Below are 286 nucleotides of genomic sequence, written 5' to 3'. Positions count from 1 at the left end.
ATTACCGCCGGTCTCCCCCGCCAAATCCACGATCACACTGCCCGGCTTCATCCCCTCCACCGCCGCAGCGGTCACCAGACGCGGCGCGGGACGACCCGGCACCAACGCAGTCGTGATCACCACATCGAAACCCTTGATCGCATCCTCGAGGGCCTGCTGCTGCTGAGCCTTCTCCCCCTCGGTGAGCTCGCGAGCGTAACCACCCTCACCCGCGGCATCGATCCCCAGATCCAGCCACTGCGCACCCACCGAACGCACCTGATCGGCCACCTCCGGACGCACGTCA

At 66.8% G+C, this 286-nt stretch carries 1 pseudogene; it reads right to left on the bottom strand.

Annotated elements, in window-relative coordinates:
- Positions 1-286, bottom strand: a pseudogene (locus tag K7711_RS47215) (NAD(P)(+) transhydrogenase (Re/Si-specific) subunit alpha); the annotation flags it as partial.

The sequence above is a fragment of the Nocardia coffeae genome (assembly GCF_019890715.1).
GTDB lineage: Bacteria > Actinomycetota > Actinomycetes > Mycobacteriales > Mycobacteriaceae > Nocardia > Nocardia jiangxiensis.
The sequence above is the reverse complement of the archived record's forward strand: the minus strand, read 5'-3'. Positions and strand labels throughout refer to the sequence as shown.